The organism is Chitinophaga pendula (genome assembly GCF_020386615.1).
GTDB lineage: Bacteria > Bacteroidota > Bacteroidia > Chitinophagales > Chitinophagaceae > Chitinophaga > Chitinophaga pendula.
This window is the reverse complement of record NZ_CP077769.1, coordinates 2,938,232-2,958,730: the sequence shown is the minus strand read 5'-3', so window position 1 is coordinate 2,958,730 and position 20,499 is coordinate 2,938,232. Positions and strand designations below refer to the sequence as shown.

The window sequence follows — 20,499 nt, the reverse complement described above, 5'->3', positions numbered from 1 at the left end:
CCTGGATCATCATCGTCCGTACTGTATTGATTGTCTATGAAGAAGATTTTATTACAACAGCATGCCTGGCTCATCATCGGCTGGCTGATCTGTTCCCTGAACCTCCACACCTATGCACAAGTCGCATATAGCGTAGAGCAGATACCAGATCCCAAGAAAACAGGTACCGGGTATATCAGCAACCCCGATGGTATCCTCGATCAACTCAGCGTCAGCTCCATCAACAGCGAGATCGCCCGCCTCGAAAAAGAAACAGGTGTACAGATGGCCATCGTCATCGTCAACGACTTCGACCTCCAACAGGATGACTTCACCTTCGCAATGAACCTGTTCCGCACCTGGAAGATCGGCGCCGGCAAAGCAGACAATGGCCTGCTGCTGCTCATCGCAAAAGATCGCCACCGCTACCGCTTCATCACCGGATATGGCGTAGAAGGCCTGCTGTCCGATGCCGTTTCCAAACAGATCGGAGAACAACAGCTCAAACCTGCATTCCGCGAAGACCACTATGCAGAGGGCATCACCGATGCCGTAAACGTCATCATCGGTATCCTCACCACCCCGGAAGCAAAAGAAGAACTCCGGCAGGTCATGGAAAAAGGCGCCGGCACCCGGCCCCAACCAGTATCATGGTACATAATGACAGCCGTCATAGCCATCTGCTTCGCTATCGCCTGCTTCATCATCGGCAGGACCAATAGTAAAACCTCCCTCAGCCAGGGCAAAACACATAAACTGATCAGCGCCGCCGGCAGCGCCCTGTTAACCATCGCAGTCCTGCTCCTGTGCATCATGCTGTTCAAAAAGTGGCGCTACGTCCTCAAACTCGAATGGCTGCCCATATGGGCATATATATTTACCGCCTTCATGGTCTGGTATTTCTACCGGAAATATAGCCGCTTCCTGGAGGGCTACTTCAGCGATGAATGGAAACAGTACGAAGCCATGCTGGCCCTGCACAAGGATTGGAAAGTATGGATACCTGCTTCTCCATTCCTCCTGCTCCATGCCATCAGCTGGCAGAAAAAACGCAAATACTGGCAACACCGATTCGCCCCCCGCTACGACGAACAAGGTAACCCCCTGCAAAGAGTTTCGGCAAACAGCGAAGCAAAATACCTCAACGATGGACAACGGTTGGAACGGAAATTAAAATCCGTCAGCTACGACGTATGGCGTAATGCCGACGGAACAGCCACCCAAATAGTCCCCTGGCCAGGCAAAACATCAAAATTCTACGGTATATGCGAAGCATGCAGCTTCCATACCCTGGATAAAGCATTTGATGTCACCATCAAACATGCCACCATATCCAGCCAGGGATTAGGAAAAAAAATGCGTAGATGCCGTAAGTGTGGTAATGAAGTAGATATGGGAGAGTATATTATTCCAATGGTGGTAGCCGCCAGCGCCTCTTCTGGATCATCCTCATCTTCGTCTTCCTCTTATTCCTCTTCAGGAGGGAGCTCCGATAGCGGCAGCAGCGATTGGGGAGGAGGTGATAGCGGTGGAGGAGGAGCCGGCGGCGATTGGTAGCCGGTTACGGCTTCAAAACAGGCGGAATGTCTAAGGTGCAAAGTTCAAAGAAGGTTTCCCGGTGTTTCGGCTGACTGACTTGAGCGGTCTTGGTTAAATGAGCAATACATACCTTTTTCAAGGCAAGTCTGGAAGAACGTTGCTTTTTCATAGAGTTAGTTTGAGCTTGTTGGGCACAGGTAAAAAACTAAAGCTAGCCAATAGTCCTGCAACTAAACTGCAGCTGGCCAGCAGTGGCAGGACCAAAATACCCATTTCCCATCTGCAAACCTAACGCTCTGATCTTTTTTTGACTATTGATTAGGGAATAATTACCTAATCAGGATAAATTTATAGCAGCAGTTTTGATACGAAAAAAACTTATCTATTTTTAACGCACCAATAGCACAATAAGGGTTATAAATTCATCAAAATCAATTCGTCAAATGTTGCTTGTATTCTAGCTCAACATCACCAACTTATTATCCAGCAGAATTATTATTATCAACCATTAACCAATTAATCTTACTTGCGAACTATGAACTGATCGTCACAACATCAACAAAAAAACACCGTTTTTCCATCACAACAGAGGATCCCACGCACAGGATCTTTTTTAAGTAGCGGTTGCTAAAACGTTTTTGCAATCCATACTATTGAACATTGAAGTGCATATTCCACGTTAGCACCGCAGCGTCCAGGCCTGCCTTGCTACTCCCTACATTTTAGGATAACCAAAATCAACTAATATGAAGAAAACTACACTTTTTCTTTTTAAAGTGTGCGCGCAAAGTAGTGTCTGGCTGTTGCTGGCATTATCCATTTACGCACAGTCGAAAGTCATCACCGGCAAGGTGACCGACTCACAGGATAACAGCCCGCTGCCGGGCGTTACCGTACAGGTCAAAAATGGCAAGACAGGTACACAAACAGGCGCCGATGGCTCCTATCGGCTGACCGTCCCGGCAGATGGAAACACCATCATATTCTCCTTCGTCGGCTATCAGCAATTGGAACGCGCCGTTGCCAGCGCCGGCACCATCAACGTAGCATTGGTAGCAGATGTTAAATCCCTGCAAGACGTAGTCGTAGTCGGCTATGGCACACAAAAGAAATCCGAAGTAACCTCTGCCGTTACCTCCGTAAAAGCAGAAGACTTCCGTCAGGGAGGTGCACGTAACGCACTGGACCTCATCCAGGGTAAGGTAGCGGGCCTCGCCATCACCCGCACCTCCGGTACCAACCCGAACTCCGGTGTTGCCATCCAGTTGCGGGGCGCTACCTCCCTCACCGGTAGCATCTCTCCACTGATCGTAATCGATGGGATACCGGGTGGTAACCTGGACCTGCTGCAGCAGGATGATGTCGCTTCCATCGACGTTCTGAAAGATGGCTCTGCAGCTGCTATCTACGGTACACAGGCTAATGGTGGCGTTATCCTCATCACCACCAAACGTGGCCGCTCAGGTCCTATGAAAGTAGACTATGCTTCCTATATCCGCAAGGAATACGTACAACGCAGACCTAAGTTCCTGACCGGGGAAGAATTTGCAGCTAAAATTGCCTCCGGAGAGATCAAAACAACAGACCGTGGCAACCGTACCGACTTCCTCGATCTGCTCATCAACCACGCTAACCTCACACAGAACCATAACCTGGCTTTCTCCGGTGGTAACGACAAAAGCACCTATCGCGTAAGCCTGTACTACCAGGATCTCCAGGGTATTGCCAAAGAAAATGCCCGCCAGCAGTATGGTGGCCGTGTCAGCATTACCAGCCGTGGCCTGCAAGACCGCCTCAGCCTTCAGCTCAACCTGACCACCAACTTCAACAAAGCCAACATGCTGGGCGGCGGCGGATGGGAAGGCTACCTCACTGCCAACCCCACCACCTCTCCCTACAATCCGGATGGCTCCTGGCTGTTCGAACGGAATGGTACCAACGAACTGGCTCGCCTGTCTCAGGAAACCAATCGCCGACAGCAACAAACCACCTCCGGTGACGCCAAACTGGGACTGGAAATCATCAAAGGACTGAAAGCCTCCATCTTCGCTTCCGTACAACGCGATAGCTGGCTGGATGGCGCCTACCGCCTGCAGAAATCCGAGTCCTCCAAAGAGAACTACGACTCTTCCGGCTACGCCTCCCAGAATACAGAGCTGAAAGTGAACTACGCTGTAGAACCTACCCTGGAGTATGTAACGACCATCGCTAAAGATCATAACCTGACCGCTATCACTGGTTATAGCTACCGCTATGGCGTAGAACAGGGCTTTAACGCCAACAACTGGGGTTTCCTCAACGACGTATTCCAGGAGAATAAACTGGATGCCGGCTCCAAACTGACCGAGGGTAAAGCAGGTATGAACTCTTATAAGAATGATAACACGCTGATTGCATTTTTCGGAAGAGTGAACTATGCCTATAAGAATAAATACATGGCGCAGGTCATATTCCGTAGAGAAGGTTCTTCCCGTTTCGGTGCCAACAACAAATGGGGAAACTTCCCGGCCGTATCCGCGGGTTGGAATATTAAAGAAGAACGTTTCATGAACATGGTACCCGTGGTAGATGCATTGAAACTGAGAGTAGGTTACGGCATCACCGGTAACTCCGGTATCGCCAACTACGCCTCCCTGGTAACCATGGGCACCGGTGGTAACTACATCTATCCAGATGGTTTCTGGAGACAAACGTATGGTCCTAACCGTAACCCCAACCCGGACCTGAGATGGGAAAAGAAAAAAGAATGGAACATAGGGGTGGACTTTAGCCTGTTCAAAGGCCGGTTGAGCGGTGCGATAGATGTATACAAACGTACGACAGAAGACCTGCTGGAAACATTTACCTCTCAGCAACCTCCGTTCATCAGAGAATCTATATATGTGAACGTTGGTTCTATCTCTGCCCGCGGTGTGGAACTGACACTGAGTGGTATCCCTGTGACCAACAAAAACTTTACCTGGAACGTAGATCTCGCGGCGAGCACCAACAACACCCGTCTGGATAAATTCTCCAACGATCTCTACAAACTGGACTTCAAAACCTATGGTGATATTGGCGGCGCCGGCGCATTAGGTAATGCTATCCGTACCAATGAAGGGGAAAGACTGGGTAACTTCTATGGTAAACGTTTTGCCGGATTTACTGACGATGGCAAATGGCTGTTCTACAAAAAAGATGGCTCAAAAGTAACATTCGACAAGATCAACTCTCAACAGGATCACGTGGTATTGGGTAATGCTATTCCCAAGTTCTACGCTTCACTCACCAACACTTTCCATTATAAAAACCTGGATCTGCGCATCTTCATGAGAGGCAAATTCGGCTATAAGATACTGAACACGATGGAGCTGGCATATGGTAACAAAGTAGCGGTACCTAACAACGTACTCCGTACTGCATTTACCAAACATGCGAAGCTGAATGATACTTATCAGTACTCTGATTACTACCTGGAGAAAGGCGACCACGTGAAAATAGACGAGATCACCCTGGGATATAATTTCAGTTTCAAAAACACGCCGATCATCCGCAACCTGCGGGTATATGTAACGGGTGGTAACCTGTTTACCATCACCGGATATAGCGGCAACGATCCTGATTTCATCAGGGATACAGGCCTGAACCCAGGTATCGATGCGCTGAATACTGCTGACAACCGCAGCCCTTATATCAGCACACGCTCTTTTATGATAGGACTGAATGTTGGATTCTAAAAACTGATGACCATGCAAACATTAAGAAAGATAACTACTGCAATAATAATAGGTTTACCGCTGTTCCTGGCCAGCAGCTGTGCCAAAAAACTTCAGGAAACGCCTTATGACCAGGTGGTGACTGATAACTTCTATAATAACAAGAACGAGGTATTGTCGGCTGTATTAAGGCCGTATACTCATGCTAATGCCTGGGCGACACCCGGCCAGGATGGCTGGTGGCGCCTCAGCGAACTGTCTGCCGACCAACTGGCATGGCCTGTGAAAGGAAGGCACGGACAGGATGGTGGTAAATGGTTACGCCTGCACTATCACAGCTGGACACCCGATGATGATTTTGTAACCGGTGCATGGAGATTGATGTGGTGGGGATTAGGGCTTTGTACAGACCCTATCCAGAACCTGGAAAAACGCAGTAACACCCAGATGGGTATTACCCAGCAGGAGAAGGATGCTTATATCGCAGAGCTGCGCCTGCTGCGTGCATTCCACTATATTAAACTGCTGGATCTGTATGGTAACATTCCTATCGTAACGAAGATCGGTGAGCCTGCCAGTCCGCCGACTGCGCCCAGAAAGGATGTATTCAATTTCATCGAGAAAGAGATCAAGGAATGTATCGACAAAGCGCCTTTACTTTCCCGCGCTATGCTGGGCCGTATGACACAGGCTGGTGGTTATGCTATGCTGACAGAGCTGTACCTCAATGCCGAAAAATGGAGTGGTACGCCTCGTTGGGATGACTGTATCGCAGCAGCCGACAAGCTGATAAACGGACAAGCGGGTGGCCTTAATGGCGCTGCCCAGCTCGATGCTAACCTGATAGATACCTACAAACCTACTAACTTCGAATCCAAAGAGATCCTGTTCCAGATCGCCTATGAATTCCAGATATCCAACTTCCAGCCGCAATGGCCTGGTGATTTCTATCACTTCGACCAGGACAAGATCTACGGTGGTAACCGTACCGGTAATGACGGCGTCGTGATCATCCCGGGTGTATACACCACTTTTGACAATGCGGACAAGCGGAAGAAGGAATGGATACTCGCAGGTCCTATGTGGCGTTACGACAACCCTACGCAACCGGTGATTTGTACAGGTAATAATGAATACAAAGACGAGCAGCTGGTGTTCGTGGATAATATCCGCAAGAACAAACAGAACAGTACGGTGTCTGATATGACACAGGGGGAGGAGAACAGTGGCGTGAGGTTCAACAAATATAAACTCGGGCCCACTACCGACAAGAACTATAACAGCACGGACTGGGCAGTATACCGTCTTAGCTGGATCTACTTTGCCAAGGCAGAAGCGATCATGCGTAAGAGTGGCGGCATCGCTACCCAGGAGGCGGTGAACCTGGTGAATGCGGTACGTCAGCGGGCGTTCACGCCGGAAGATTGGGCAACGAAAGCCTATACGACCACTACGCTTACTATAGATGAACTGCTGGCAGAGCGTGGCCGTGAATTCATATTCGAAGGCTTCCGTCGTCAGGACCTGATGCGCGCCGGTAAGTTCAGCACAGGCATCTGGTGGGATCACCAGCCTACGCAGCCTTATCGTCAGCTGTTCCCCATACCGAGGAACCAGCGTAACATCAATAAGAACCTGCAGCAGAACGAAGGGTACGATTGATAACAGTCAGTATCAAGTGTTAAAACAGCAAGGCAGCCGCATCATGGCTGCCTTGCTGTTTTGTGCCGTTTTAAATAGCGAAGTATCTTATGAAGAAGTCCTGAATCCCGGATGGAAACGCTGCAAGGTATCGCGCAGGTATTCCCGGTCGAGGTGGGTATATATCTCAGTGGTGGTGATGCTTTCATGGCCTAACATTTCCTGGACGGCCCGCAGGTCGGCGCCGCCTTCTACCAGGTGGGTGGCGAAGGAGTGGCGGAAGGTATGCGGAGATACCTGCTTATTGATGCCGGCAGCAGCTGCCAGCTCCTTGATCACGAGGAAGATCATGATACGGCTTAGGGCGCTGCCTCTGCGGTTGAGGAAGAGGAAATCTTCCTGTCCTTTTTTGATCGGCATATGTACCCTTACCTCGTCTTTATAGATATTGATATACTTGATAGCGGCGCTACCGATAGGTACGAGCCGTTCTTTATCTCCTTTACCCACTACCCGTATGAAGCCGGCATCGAAATGCAGCTGTGATATTTTGAGGGCTATGACCTCGCTCACGCGCAGTCCGCAGCTGTACATGGTTTCCAGGATAGCACGGTTACGTTGCCCTTCCGGGGTACCTGCTTTGATACAACCGATGATCTGTTCTATCTCTTCGAAACTCAGCACATCCGGCAGCTTGCGGGAGGTCTTGGGAGCTTCCAGCAACTGGGTAGGATCTTCGGTGATGATATTTTCCAGCAGCAGGTATTTGTAGAATGCTTTGATGCCGGAAATGATACGCGCTTGTGAAGTGGCGGTCATCCCCAGTTCCGCAATCCATTGCACACAACCTTGCAGGTGCGATAAGGTGACCTGCGTAGGAGACAGCGAGGACGCTTTCGTACTATCGAGGTATTGGATGAGTTTTTCTATATCGTGCAGATAAGCGGCGATGGAATGGGCAGAGAGCGAACGTTCGAGTTGCAGATAAGTCTTAAAGCCATTGAGATAGGAGCTCCACATGTTGCAAATTAAAGGCGAAAATTTGTAAAGTGGTAAAGTTGTATCAGTCTGCAGGGTATTTGCTAATCGTTTAGCACACCAACTCCTCCTTGTTATATTTTGATTAATTCTATATTTGAACAAACAAGCTTTTAGCGGATATTTAGTTGGGTGATGTTTAATAAATCACAGATATTATTAGTAATGGTCTAACAAAAACAAGGCTTCTTTTACTATTTTTATTGTCAGGAACCAGTCTGCGTTTCTATTCTTTTAGCATACTATTTTAGCATAATCCCATATTTATTTCACAGTTATGTCAGCAATTACACTGAAGAAGATTCAGAAACTACTCGTTGCAAACAGAGGAGAGATTGCCGTACGGGTACTACGTGCCGCGGCGGAACTGCGGATACCCACCGTGGCTATTTTCACTTACGAGGACCGTTATTCTCTGCACCGCTACAAGGCGGACGAGGCTTATCAGATTGGCAAAGACGATGATCCGTTGAAGCCGTACCTAGATATTGAGGCGATCATTCACCTGGCGAAAGCGTATGAGGTGGATGCTATCCATCCGGGATATGGTTTTCTAAGTGAGAATGTACAGTTCGCCCGACGTTGCCGGGAGGAGGGGATCATATTCGTAGGGCCGACACCGGAGGTAATGGCACAGTTGGGGGATAAGGTGGCGGCTAAGATGCTGGCGAGAGAAGCGGGGGTGCCGCTGATAGAAGATAGTGAAATCAAGCTGGAGACGGCAGCGCTGGCATTACAGGAAGCCAAACGTATCGGCTTTCCGGTGATGTTGAAGGCGGCGGCCGGTGGTGGTGGCCGTGGGATGCGGGTAGTACGGGATGAAGCGGCGTTGACAAAGGCATTTACGGAGGCAAAAAGTGAGGCCGGCAAGGCCTTTGGAGATGATACTATCTTTATAGAGAAGTTCATAGAAGAGCCCAAACATATTGAAGTGCAGCTGATGGGCGACAACTATGGCAATATCGTGCACCTGTATGAGCGCGACTGTTCCGTACAACGTCGTTTTCAGAAGGTGGTGGAGATCGCGCCCAGCCCTAACCTGCCGTTAGCAACACGGGAGGAGATCTACGAATACGCATTACGGCTGGCGCATAAGGTGAACTATAACAATGTGGGAACGGTAGAGTTCCTGGTAGACCGTCAGCATAAGGTGTATTTCATCGAAGTGAATCCACGTATACAGGTGGAGCATACGGTGACGGAGGAGGTGACCGGTATCGATATTGTACGCAGCCAGATATTGATAGCCGGCGGCCATCGCCTGTCTGACCCGGAGATATTCCTGAAGGGGCAGGAGGATGTGAGGCTGAATGGCTTTGCAATACAATGCCGTATCACGACGGAAGATCCGGAGAATAACTTTACGCCGGACTATGGTACGGTGATCGCTTATCGCAATGCTGGTGGTTTTGGTATACGCCTGGATGAGGGCAGTACTTATTCCGGGGTGAAAATCTCGCCTTTCTTTGACAGTATGCTGGTGAAGGTGACGGCCTGGGGGCGTACGCTTTCGGGGGCAGCCGGCCGTTTGCACCGTACGCTGCGGGAGTTCCGTATACGTGGGGTGAAGACCAATATCAGCTTTCTGGAGAATGTGATCTCGCATGATGTATTCCGTCGCGGTAATTGTACGGTGGCGTTCCTGGAGCAATACCCCGAGCTGTTTAAGCTGGAGCCTATCCGCGACCGGGCTACCCGTACGCTCATGTACCTGGCAGACGTAACGGTGAATGGTCATCCGGATGTGAAGGTCAAAGACGCCACCAGGAAATTCCGTGTTCCGCAGATACCAGCTTTCAATGCACAGGCGCCAGTACCACCGGGAAGCAAGCAACAGCTGGAGAAACTGGGGCGGGATGATTTCGCCAGGTGGCTGCGTGATGAAAAGCCGGTATACTTTACCGATACGACTTACCGTGATGCGCATCAGAGCCTGCTGGCTACCCGTGTGCGTACCAAAGATATCATGGCGGTAGCCGAAGGATATGCCCGGCATAATCCGCAGCTGTTCTCCATGGAAGTATGGGGTGGTGCTACCTTTGATGTATCGATGCGGTTCCTGCATGAATGTCCGTGGAGGCGCCTGCAGCAGATCCGTAAGGCGATGCCCAACCTGTTGTTGCAGATGTTGTTCCGTGGGTCTAATGCCGTGGGATATTCTGCTTACCCGGAAAACCTGATCGCCAAGTTCATCGAAGAGTCGGCGGCGAATGGCATCGATGTGTTCCGCATATTCGATTCGCTGAACTGGGTAGAAGCGATGGCGCCAAGTATTCGCTTCGTGCGGGAGTACACCCCCGCGCTGGCGCAGGCGGCGATCAGTTATACCGGCGACATCCTGAAAAAAGATAACCAGAAATATACGCTGCAATATTATATAGACCTGGCCAAGCGGCTGGAGGATGCCGGTGCACATATGCTGGCCATCAAGGATATGGCCGGTTTGCTGAAGCCGCAGGCCGCCACGGTGCTGATCGGCGCATTGCGGGAGGCGATACAGCTGCCTATTGTGCTGCATACGCATGATACTGCTTCGGTACAGGCCGCTACCTATCTGAAAGCGATAGAGGCCGGTATCAATGTCGTGGATGCCAGCATCGCATCGTTGAGCGGATTGACAGCGCAGCCCAACCTGAATGCGTTGGTGGCGATACTGGAAGGTCATGAGCGGAGTATGCCCATGAACCTTTCTTCGCTGAATGAATACAGCAACTATTGGGAGGATGTGCGGGAGTTCTATTATCCATTTGAATCGGATATGAAAGCCGGTACGGCACAGATCTATGAGAACGAGATCCCCGGCGGGCAGTATTCCAATCTGCGGCAGCAGGCGGAGTCGCTGGGGTTGGGGGATAAGCTGGAGACGATCAAAAAGAACTATGCGGTGGTCAACGAATTGTTCGGCGATATTGTGAAGGTGACCCCCAGTTCGAAGGTGGTGGGTGATATGGCGTTGTTCATGACGGCCAACGGGCTGACGAAGGCCGATGTGCTGGATGAGACGCGTAACCTGGCATTCCCGGCTTCGGTGACGGGCTTTTTCAAAGGAGAACTCGGCGTGCCGTATGGCGGCTTTCCGGCTACCTTGCAACGCATCGTGCTGAAAGATACGCCACCGTTGAATGGGCGTCCTAACGAGCATTTACCGGCGGTGAACTTTGAAGAGGATTTCGCTGCTTTCCGCCAGCAATATCCACTGGCGGAGTTCCTGGACTACCTGAGCTACCAGATGTTCCCGAAAGTATTTGACGAATATTATCAGCATGCGGGCATATATGGTAATGTGGAAGCGATCCCTACGCCGGCATTCTTTTACGGGCTGAAACTGGGGGAGGAGATCCTGATCACGCTGAGCAAGGGTAAAACTATTATTGTAAAGCTGCTGTATATACTTCCTGCCGATGAAGCCGGTATGTCTACTGTTGTGTTCGAGTTGAACGGTTATACGCGCCGGGTGCAGGTAAGGAATAAGGCGGCCGCCAGCCTGGTAACGGAGAACCGGAAGGTGAGCAATGCGGAAGTGGAGATAGGAGCGCCGTTGCAGGGTAAACTGTCGAAGGTGCTGGTGCAGCAGGGGGAGGAAGTACGCGCCAATACGCCCTTGTTCATCATCGAGGCGATGAAGATGGAAACAACTGTCACTGCTACACGTAATTCGGTGATAAAGAGCATTCATCTGAAAGAAGGAGCGATGGTACAACAGGACGATGTGATAGTAGAACTTGCTTGATAACCATAAATTGCCTAACTTAAGATCCATTGCTTCCGGAAGCAGTATGAAAACACGTTAGGTCAGCCAGAATTCCATAGAAAGACAACAAAGAACCCATAGCGCAATCTTTCCTTATGCTGGATTGGTCCATCCAGTAACGTAATTCCATTACCCTATTTAAAAGTCATCAAACATGAGAACATCAATATCGTGGTTTGTGACCGGGTGTGCTATGCTTATAGGCACCGGTCTGTTTATCTATTCCTGCAGGGAGTCTGCGACGGAAAAGGTAACACCTGATACGAGACCCGGGACCAGGGAAGAGTCGTTGCGTGTGCAGGCAGCGGCCGTATCGGTAGGACAGGTAGTGAGTCTGAAAGGCTCGAATGGTCAGTATGTAAGTGGTAAGGACGGGGTAGCTGCCATGATGGCCAACGCCGGTGGGACCGGAGATGCGGAGCGGTTTACGATCGTAGATGCCGGCGGTGGCAAGGTGGCTTTGCGCAGCAAAGGTAAGTATGTATCATCAGAGAACGGTGCGGCGGCGATGCGTTGTGACCGGGATGCTATCAATGATTGGGAGCGGTTTACGCTGGTAGATAATGGGGACGGTACGATCTCGCTGCGAGGCAATAATAACCAGTATGTGTCTTCTGAAAACGGTGTGGCGGCGATGAACTGTAACCGGCCGACGGTACAAGGCTGGGAGAAATTTACGGTAGAAACCGGCGGTACCACTAATCCTGGTGGTACCTGGCGCAGGGCTAACCTGACCAACTTCACCTCTTATCCTGATCCCGGTAGTGAAGAGTGTATCAAGTTCAACGGATGTACCTGGGCTGGGTATTTTGCCTTTGTAAATGGCAAGATGCCGGAGAGCTGGGTAGCGGCTAATAACATCATTGCGATACATTCTAAAGACGCCGATCAGTATAAGCTGAAGACATTCCGCTTGCGGCAGGGCAGCCGGCAGATCGATGTAAAGGTGTATGATATGTGTGCGGATAGTGATTGCAGCGGTTGTTGTACGGCTAATGCGAACCAGAACGGTATCGGCTTCCTGATCGATATTGAAAAATATACGATGCAGCGTTTCGGTTCTGGTGATGGTATTGTAGAATGGATGTGCCTGGATTGTAATTGATCATGGTGCTATCCTCCGTTCGCGATATCAGGGGCTGCTCTTCCGGAAGAGCAGCCCCTGGCTGTTTGTAGCGACAGTTGATGCGGCCGGATGCAGATAAGGACGGTATTAAATACCGGTAAAAAGCGGTAAAGGGATGATAAAGCAGCAATTTATTGGAAACGTTTGCATAATTGTATTTTATTTCCTATCTTCAAGGTGTTGTTACCAGACGTTATGAACATTTGAGCATTCCACGAACACTGATAATTATATCTACGAGCGAACAGACTGTTATATTCCACTAACGAAAGGATTCCTTTCGTGTATCGTATGCTATCAGGACATTCCGGACCCACTATTTTAAGAATTCTATCCACGCAATACTTGGACCAGGACACGCAGATTGATTTATTGATCACCGAAAGGAAGCATTACACTGTTAATCATTTTATCTATCAAAACTCTATTTGACATGAAACACGTTAAGACGTTCTATGCAATTGCCTGTATTGCACTATTGGCCAGCGCCCTGGTAATTTACTCCTGTAACAAAGCGGATAATGCGCAACCCAGCCAGCAAGGCGCGTCCCAGACTCAAAGAGAGCAGGCAAACACCGAGAAAGCTGCTGCTGCTATCACCTGGAATAAAGCGAATCTTACCAATTTTGAATCTTACCCTGATCCGGGTAGTGAAGAGTGTATCAAATTCAACGGCTGTCAGTGGGCAGGTTACTTTGCCTTCGTAAGTGGTAAAAAGCCTGAAAGCTGGGTGAAAGCCAACAACATTGCTGCTGTACATTCAAAAGATGCAAACAAGTACAAATTAAAGACTCTTAGATTAAGAAAGAATGGTAAAACCATTGATGTAAAAGTATACGACATGTGTTCTGATAGTGACTGTAGTGGTTGCTGTACACAGAATGCCAAACAGAACGGCCTGAACTTCCTGATCGATATTGAAAAATACACTATGCAACGCTTTGGTACCGGCGACGGTATTGTGGAATGGTATTGTGTAGACTGTAACTAAGGTCAACAGCGTTGTCAGTCAAGTATTCGTGACCTACTTAGTTAGCTCCATTCATCCTGTTGAAACACGCAATTAAGTAAAGGGCGGCTGTCTCATATCTATGAGACGGCCGTGTTTGTTTTGGGATGAGCGGTGTAGTAAATATGCAGGGGAGTGCTTATGTTTATGCGCCTAAACCTTTTGCATGACACGTTATGTACCCCTGGCCACGGTAGTGGCATTGTTTTGTTGTCTGTCCCTTTCCCTGTATGGACAATCCTTATGGCCTGCCGGAGCGGTGAGTGCCATCCGTACCATTTCCCCATCAGATACTGGCTACGCCGACCTGGAGCCATTGCAGGCAGCTATTGGTGATGCCCGTATTGTACTGCTGGGAGAGCAGACACACGGGGAGGGGAGTACGTTCCTGGCGAAAACGCGGCTGATCCGGTTTCTGCATGAGCGGATGGGCTTTGATGTGCTGGCATTTGAGAGTGGGTTATACGACTGCGGACGTATCTGGGAGAACACCCGTACAGGCGCCCGCATCCGGGAGGAGGTATCGGGTAGCTTATTCTTCATGTATGCCGGCAGCCGGCAGTTGCTACCGCTTTTTGACTATATACAGGAGCGGGTAGGACGCCGGGATGAATTGACGGTAACGGGATTTGAAAGTCAGCATACGGGCTTGAAGGCGAAGACGGTGTTGTTTCCCGATTTTGAAGCATACCTGCGTGGGCGGGATGCCCGGCAGGTGGATACGGCATGGGAGGTATTCAGGAAGGTGGCGCTGGCGACTATGCAGTCGCGCCAGTACCGGCCGGGGGCGGCGGAGCAGGCGACGTTTTTCCGGAAGTTGACATCCCTGGAGCAACTGCTGGCAGATGGGGAGGTATCGGCGGACAATCACTTTACCGGCAGCGGAGGATTCTGGTATCGGGTGTTGCGTAGTATCCGTTCGCAGGCGTTGCGTTATTGGGGCGTGACAGCAGGTAATGAGATGAATGCCCGTGATGAGGAGATGGCGAACAACCTGATCTGGCTGGCGGAGCGAGCGTATCCGGGGCGGAAGATCATTGTGTGGGCGCACAATGGGCATATTGCGAAACAAACGGCTTCGCTGGTGACGGCGGATAGTGGTTATCACCGGTTCCTGTCTACCTTTAAGCCTATGGGAAGTATCATACATCAGCATTTCGGGAAGGCCGCTTATGCAATCGGCTTCAGCGGGTTTTCCGGGCGATATACGGACTTTAACAGCGGGGAGGTAGTACCGGTGCCACCGATGGCAAAAGAGAGCCTGGAAGGGCAGCTGGCTGCTAAATTCGATTATGCCTTTGTACGTTACCGGGATGTGAAAGGAAGTATCAACGGGCAGCAGGTAGGGTCGCTGATGGATTTTAGCCGGAGCAGGGGTATCTGGCCGGGCGTACTGGATGGAATCATATTTATTCGTACTGTAGATCCATCTGATAAGCAGTAGCTTACAAAGCCCTGCTTATACAACAGTTATACGAATGCTATACGAATGTTATAGGAAAGCTATAGGATAGTGCAGGAAAAGTTATCATGAAAGAGGGCCGGCTGGTGATTACCAGGCCGGCCCTTTTTTGCTACTATGTGCCGGGGAGGAGCGGTCCGCCGGGAGTTTAAAGTCGGATTATTTTGGTGGTATGCACTTTACCGGAAGCGGTGTGGCTTACTTTGAGCAGCCAGGTGCCTGCCGGTATGCGGCTTACGTTTACGCGCAACGGTTGTGTGCCTTTGGCGGAGAGCGTTTGTGACTGCCGGAGCAGTGGTTGGCCGCCTTTGATATCGAGGATCTCGATGATAACGGCGGTGCCTGGCTGGCCGGCTACTTTGAGCTGCAGTTCGTTGCCCTGTACCGGGTTAGGATAAGCGGTGAGCGGCGTAGGAGCCTCTGTGTCGGCCAGGGTAGCGGCCGTTGTAGCGGCGGGGATGCTGCCGGTGCAGGCACCCAGGTCTTTCCACCACCAGTAGTAGGCGGTGCTGGGCGGTACGTTGAACAAGCCATCAACCAGGCATTCCCAGAGGCGGTTGTTGTATACGGCCTTGTCGCCGCTGCGGTATACGGTGGGGTAGCCGGCGTAAGGCGGTACGTTGTTGCAATTGCCGCCACCGGTGCCATTGACGGTGATGCTTACGGGAGCAGAAGTGGTGATAGCGCCCTGGTTGTCGGTAGCCCTGGCGGTGATGGTGTAGGCGCCTGCGGCTACATTGGTCCAGGAGAAGCTATAGGGGGCTACGTTGTCGATGCCCAGGCTGGTGCTGCCATTGAAGAATTCTACCTGGCTGACGGTGCCATCGCTGTCGGAGGCGTCGGCGCTGATGTTGACGGTTGCCGGGGCATTGAAAGTGCTGCCGCTGGCGGGTGCGGTGATGCTGACAGCCGGCGGTTGATTGCCGCCGCTGGTACCCGGCACGATGGTGCCGGTGATGGAGTAGGTACCCAGGGAACCGTAGTTGGAATAGCCGGTGTTGGCGGCAGCGCCTGCACCGGTGCCGGTAACGGACACGAAGTAATTGCCCGCTGCGAGGCTGGTGCTGATACTGGCGCTGAGGCCGGCGGGGTTGGACGTACTGACGGCGGTACCGCTGCTATTGTACAAGGTGGCGAGGATGTCGAGGTCGGGGTGGCGGGTAGCGGTGTTGAAGTTGAGGCTTACATTGCCACCGGCGGTGCTGAAGGAGAAGACATCCACGTCGCCGGTACGTTCGATCAGCCCGTTGGTGTTAACGCTGCCGGCGGCGTTGACGGTGAGGGGGCTGGCGCTGGCGGTGGTGTTGCCATAGTCGTCGGCGCGGTATCCTACGCCATAGGTGGCGCTGGTGATGATGCTGAGGTCATCTTCGCGGTTGTTGGCCGATGTATATTCTCCTTTGCTCCACTGCACGATGGTTTTGGTATAACCAACGCCCATAATGGGCGCCCAGCTGCCATGGCCCTGGTAGTATTCTTCCCGCGGGGAGGTGCGGCCATCGTGATTGAGGCCGAGGGTATGGCCGGCTTCGTGTGCACCTGCTTCTCCGCCCGCTTTGGCGCCGGCGTTGAATACCCAGCAAGGGGTATCATCGTTCCAGCTGAAGGATTCGAGGTAGGCGACGCCTCCGGCGCCCGGTGCGGCGGTGTTGGTAGGGGTGAAGATGACCCGCATGCGGCGGTTTTTGGCGTAGGTGTTGAACACGGCTTCGTTGGTCGTGATGTTGACGCTGAACGGCTTATAGTCTTCGCTGATCAGCTCCCAGGCTTCCCTTATCTCGGCATCGGACAACTGTGCCGGCTGTGCGTTGATGGGCTGTCCGTTATTCCAGGGGGTACCGGATACGTATTGGCCATCGAAGTCGAGCAATATGCAGCCATTGGCGCCCGGGAAACTTTCCAGCTTGAGCAGGGCGGGGTCGATGCGGCCGCTGCTGCGCGGGGTAAGGGCTTTGCCGGTGGCAGGCGCCTGCTCATAGTCGATACAGAGGATCTTGTTGATATCTGTTTCGGTGATGTAGGCATTGCCCTGCGAGTCGGCGCTGTATTTAAATGCCTGCCGGGTTTGCAGCAGGATGATATGCCCTTTCAGGGTGTTACCATTGATATCGATAAAGAAGGAGCTGTTAGGCTGGCCGGCGATGGCGCCTATGATGCGGGTGGCCTGCGGGGCGTCGGCTTTGTAAAACTGCACGCGGCCTTCCAGTGTCCGGGAGTGGGGGAGCCGGAGGGAGATGAGCTGTTGGCCGGCGGGTTGTACAGACCGGCTGAGGGTCGTTTGGAATTGTTGCCGAAGGGTCGCGACGGCGCCGAGTGGCAGGGGCTGGGCGGTAGACTGTGCTAACAGAGGGCTGCTGAGCAGGAAGGTGCAGCAGAGCAGCCATAGGGCATGTAGTGACTGTTTCATGAAATGCTGTTTTGATTTTGGTGTGTAAGGGGATGGGCAGGGCCGTTCTTTCCCCGGCGACGGCAAAGGGGCCGCCTGGTCATAGTAGCGTAATGAAGGAGGGATCTTTTATTGGGTAAGGCAAATATCGGGGAGGGATATGCGGGGAGGTGGCAGTGTGGAAAATAAAGAGGCGGTGTAGCAAATAAAAAGGAGGGGCACGTGAGTGCCACCTCCTGGTATAAGGTGTGGGCCGGGGCCCTAGCGTACTGCGATTAGAATTTTTCGAGGCCGCTGAAGAAGAAGTTACCTTCTATAGCAGCGTTCTCATCGGAGTCAGAACCGTGAACGGCGTTACGGCCTACGGATTCAGCGTACTGTTTGCGGATAGTACCTTCTTCCGCGTTCGCAGGGTTGGTAGCGCCGATCAGTTTGCGGAAGTCTTCTACAGCGTTGTCTTTTTCGAGGATCGCTGCTACGATGTGGCCGCTGCTCATGAACTCAACGAGTTCGCCGTAGAAGGGTCTTTCTTTGTGTACAGCGTAGAATTCGCCGGCTTTTTCAGCAGAGAGACGGGTCATTTTCATGGCTACAATACGAAAGCCTGCTGCGCAAATCTTATCCAGGATACCGCCGATATGACCATTGGACACTGCGTCCGGTTTGATCATGGTAAATGTTCTGTTACTCATATAATAATTAAAGGATTATCGGTTGCCAGTTTACTTTGGAGTTAGTATGCTTCCAAAAATTGCGGCAAAGGTAAACAGATTTTATATAGTGGTAAAAAATTTTGAAATTCTGGTCCAAAAGAAGAACTTCGCACTTCGCATTTGATTAAAACGATCACATGTAATAGACTGTAAATAAATTACCTTACTGTATTTGATGAAGCCAATAGAAGAAATTAAGCCTTTGCTGGAGGACCCCAAGAAGATAGTGGTAACCATGCATCAGAAGCCAGATGCGGATGCGATGGGTTCTTCGCTAGCGTTATATCACTATCTGCAGCAGAAAGGCCACGAGGTAACTGTCATTTCGCCTACTAATTTCCCCGATTTTTTAAAGTGGATGCCTGGGGCTGCCCAGGTGGTAGACTTTGAGTCTATGCAGGAGAAGGCGTTAAAATCACTGGAAGGGGTGGAATTGTTATTTTGCCTTGATTTCAATGCATTGTATCGTACTAAGAACCTGGCGCCTTACCTGGAGCAGGTGGATGGGGTGAAGATACTGATCGACCATCACCTGGAGCCGCAGCCTACTTTCGACTACGGGGTGAGTGACACGACGGCCAGTTCTACGGCACAGCTGGTGTATGAGACATTATACCGTCTTGGTGAGGAGCGTTATATTACGGTGGATATGGCTTCCTGTATCTATGCTGGTACGATGACGGACACGGGATCTTTCCGTTTTGCCTCTACGACGGCGCGGGTACACCGCATGGTAGCTGACCTGATGGATCGTGGTTTAAAACATGAAGAAGTACACCAGGCGATATACGATAACTTCCTGGAAAACCGTTTACGGTTCCTGGGTCATGCGCTGCTGAACCGGATGGAGGTGTTCTATGAATATAATACGGCTATGATCGCCATCCCCTATAGCGACCTGAAGCGGTTTGATCTGCAGACGGGCGATACGGAAGGGGTGGTTAACTTCCTGTTGTCCATACAGGGTATCAAATTGGCGGCGCTGATCATAGACAGGAATGTAGAAGTGAAATTATCGTTCCGGTCCAAAGGTAATTTCGACGTGAATACATTTGCCCGTAAGTATTTTGACGGCGGTGGTCATTTCAATGCCTCGGGAGGTCGTAGTACCGATCCGCTGGATGTGACGGTAGACCGGTTTGTCAAAGCCATTGAAGAAAACGAAACATTATTACAATAAGTCCTTCAACCCACTAACACGATCAAATGAAAACAAACAAACAATTACTCATTGCAGCATCTGCATTGGGCTTATTCCTGGCCAGCTGTGGCGGCGGTACAGGCGATAAGAAGACGCCTCTTGGAGTAGACTACACGGTACACAAGGCCGGTAATGGCGCGCAGCTGAAATTGGGCGATACTGTACTGATGAACATTACACAGAAGATCAATGACTCCCTGCTGACCGAGTCGCTGAAGTTGGCTGGTGCCCCTGTACCTGTGGTGATTGCCAAAGGCCAGCAGAAATATGACCTGATGGATGGTCTGACACTGCTGAAAGAGGGCGATAGCGCTACCTTCATCATTCCTTGGGATTCCTTACCGGAGATGCAACGTCCTCCTTTTGGTAAAAAAGGCGATAAGCTGAAGATCATCTTCGCTATAAAGAATGTATACAGCTCTGCGAAGCAGAACGAGAAAGATGCAAAAGACATCAAAGAATACCTGGACAAAAACAAACTGAAAGCTACCAAAACACCTGAGGGTGTATATGTAGCGGTAACACAGGAAGGTGCCGGCGAGCAACCTAAAACGGGTGATACCGTATCTGTACACTACACCGGTAAACTGCTGAGCGGTAAAACTTTTGATTCCAGTTTGGATTCTACCCTGAGACCGGGTATGCCTTTAGAGCCTATCAAATTCCCTGTTGGACAAGGATTTGTGATCAAGGGTTGGGATGCTGGTATTGCTACCCTCAAAAAAGGCAGCAAAGCGACCCTGCTTATTCCTTCTGGTCTGGCTTACGGTCTGATGGGTGCACCCCCGAACATTCCTGCTAACTCTATCCTGGTATTTACCGTAGAGCTGGTAGATGTTAAAGCTGGCAAACCAGCACCTGCTGCACCGGTAACTCCTCCTCCGGCACCTGCTGAGTTGAAGTCCGGCGATGCCAAGAAAAAATAAACGATATCCAACCAGATATTTCAGGGGGCTGAC

General features: G+C 50.9%; 13 protein-coding genes. 9 read left to right on the top strand and 4 right to left on the bottom strand.

What is annotated here, in order from left to right; all coding sequences use genetic code 11:
• Positions 1-36 precede the first annotated feature (36 nt).
• Positions 37-1,536 carry a TPM domain-containing protein gene (locus KTO58_RS10355; RefSeq protein ID WP_095839430.1) on the top strand — a complete coding sequence of 500 codons (1,500 nt, stop codon included), beginning with the start codon at positions 37-39 and terminating at the stop codon, positions 1,534-1,536.
• Between the two features lie 4 nt (positions 1,537-1,540).
• On the opposite strand, the gene KTO58_RS10350 is transcribed toward KTO58_RS10355, so the two are convergent.
• On the bottom strand, positions 1,541-1,687 hold the full coding sequence (locus KTO58_RS10350) for a hypothetical protein (RefSeq protein WP_157753045.1): 147 nt from the start codon (positions 1,685-1,687) through the stop codon (positions 1,541-1,543).
• 577 nt (positions 1,688-2,264) lie between these two features.
• Here KTO58_RS10350 and KTO58_RS10345 point away from each other — a divergent pair.
• Both KTO58_RS10345 and KTO58_RS10340 read left to right on the top strand, forming a co-directional pair.
• Entirely contained in the window at positions 2,265-5,234 is a 2,970-nt protein-coding gene (locus KTO58_RS10345) for a SusC/RagA family TonB-linked outer membrane protein (protein WP_095839431.1), read from the top strand.
• Between the two features lie 12 nt (positions 5,235-5,246).
• The gene (locus KTO58_RS10340; RefSeq protein WP_095841621.1) at positions 5,247-6,875 is read left to right on the top strand and encodes a RagB/SusD family nutrient uptake outer membrane protein; all 1,629 of its coding nucleotides are present in this window, start codon (positions 5,247-5,249) and stop codon (positions 6,873-6,875) included.
• Positions 6,876-6,962: 87 nt separating this feature from the next.
• Here the strand turns inward: KTO58_RS10340 and xerD are convergent, their stop codons facing one another.
• Positions 6,963-7,874 (bottom strand): site-specific tyrosine recombinase XerD, encoded by a 912-nt coding sequence (xerD, locus tag KTO58_RS10335; protein ID WP_095839432.1) that lies wholly within the window; start codon positions 7,872-7,874, stop codon positions 6,963-6,965.
• 295 nt (positions 7,875-8,169) lie between these two features.
• Here xerD and KTO58_RS10330 point away from each other — a divergent pair, with 295 nt between their 5' ends.
• The 4 genes from KTO58_RS10330 (at position 8,170) to KTO58_RS10315 (ending at position 15,222) form a co-directional block, all read left to right on the top strand.
• A complete protein-coding gene (locus KTO58_RS10330; protein ID WP_095839433.1) occupies positions 8,170-11,622 on the top strand; it encodes a pyruvate carboxylase in 3,453 nt (1,150 codons plus the stop codon).
• 175 nt (positions 11,623-11,797) lie between these two features.
• The gene (locus KTO58_RS10325) at positions 11,798-12,748 is read left to right on the top strand and encodes a fascin domain-containing protein (RefSeq protein WP_157753046.1); all 951 of its coding nucleotides are present in this window, start codon (positions 11,798-11,800) and stop codon (positions 12,746-12,748) included.
• 454 nt (positions 12,749-13,202) lie between these two features.
• Positions 13,203-13,760 (top strand): hypothetical protein, encoded by a 558-nt coding sequence (locus KTO58_RS10320; RefSeq protein WP_095839435.1) that lies wholly within the window; start codon positions 13,203-13,205, stop codon positions 13,758-13,760.
• A 184-nt stretch (positions 13,761-13,944) separates the two neighbouring features.
• A complete protein-coding gene (locus tag KTO58_RS10315) occupies positions 13,945-15,222 on the top strand; it encodes an erythromycin esterase family protein (RefSeq protein WP_095839436.1) in 1,278 nt (425 codons plus the stop codon).
• 166 nt (positions 15,223-15,388) lie between these two features.
• Here KTO58_RS10315 and KTO58_RS10310 read toward each other — a convergent pair whose 3' ends face one another.
• Positions 15,389-17,647, bottom strand: a complete 2,259-nt coding sequence (locus KTO58_RS10310; RefSeq protein WP_095839437.1) for an Ig-like domain-containing protein — start codon at positions 17,645-17,647, stop codon at positions 15,389-15,391.
• 254 nt (positions 17,648-17,901) lie between these two features.
• Entirely contained in the window at positions 17,902-18,318 is a 417-nt protein-coding gene (locus KTO58_RS10305) for a nucleoside-diphosphate kinase (RefSeq protein WP_095839438.1), read from the bottom strand.
• Between the two features lie 196 nt (positions 18,319-18,514).
• On the opposite strand from KTO58_RS10305, the gene KTO58_RS10300 reads away from it, so the two are divergent.
• Both KTO58_RS10300 and KTO58_RS10295 read left to right on the top strand, forming a co-directional pair.
• On the top strand, positions 18,515-19,519 hold the full coding sequence (locus tag KTO58_RS10300) for a DHH family phosphoesterase (RefSeq protein ID WP_095839439.1): 1,005 nt from the start codon (positions 18,515-18,517) through the stop codon (positions 19,517-19,519).
• Between the two features lie 26 nt (positions 19,520-19,545).
• Complete coding sequence (locus tag KTO58_RS10295) at positions 19,546-20,466, top strand: FKBP-type peptidyl-prolyl cis-trans isomerase (RefSeq protein WP_095839440.1); 921 nt, start codon at positions 19,546-19,548, stop codon at positions 20,464-20,466.
• The last annotated feature ends 33 nt before the right edge of the window (positions 20,467-20,499 follow it).